Origin of the sequence: Paraburkholderia sp. SIMBA_027, from assembly GCF_046535315.1 — a bacterium.
Taxonomy (GTDB): Bacteria; Pseudomonadota; Gammaproteobacteria; order Burkholderiales; family Burkholderiaceae; genus Paraburkholderia; species Paraburkholderia tropica.
In genome coordinates this window covers 1-278 of the sequence record NZ_JAWRWY010000412.1, presented here as the reverse complement: position 1 = coordinate 278, position 278 = coordinate 1, and the positions used below count along the sequence as shown (strand labels likewise).

General features: G+C 52.5%; 1 protein-coding gene. It reads left to right on the top strand.

The window, feature by feature from the left end:
- Nucleotides 1-278, top strand: a 278-nt coding sequence (locus SB764_RS39625) for a sugar-binding domain-containing protein (protein ID WP_410866700.1), incomplete at both ends; no start/stop codon positions are given.

Sequence of the window (278 nt, the reverse complement as noted above, 5' to 3'; positions counted from 1 at the left end):
AGCGGTCAGTGGAATTTCCATTTTTTTGACCACCCGCTGCAAGTGCCTGAAGCCTTCACCTCTGAGTTAATGGCTGACTGGGGGCATATTACCGTCCCCGCCATGTGGCAAATGGAAGGTCACGGCAAACTGCAATATACCGACGAAGGTTTTCCGTTCCCCATCGATGTGCCGTTTGTCCCCAGCGATAACCCAACCGGTGCCTATCAACGTATTTTCACCCTCAGCGACGGCTGGCAGGGTAAACAGACGCTGATTAAATTTGACGGCGTCGAAAC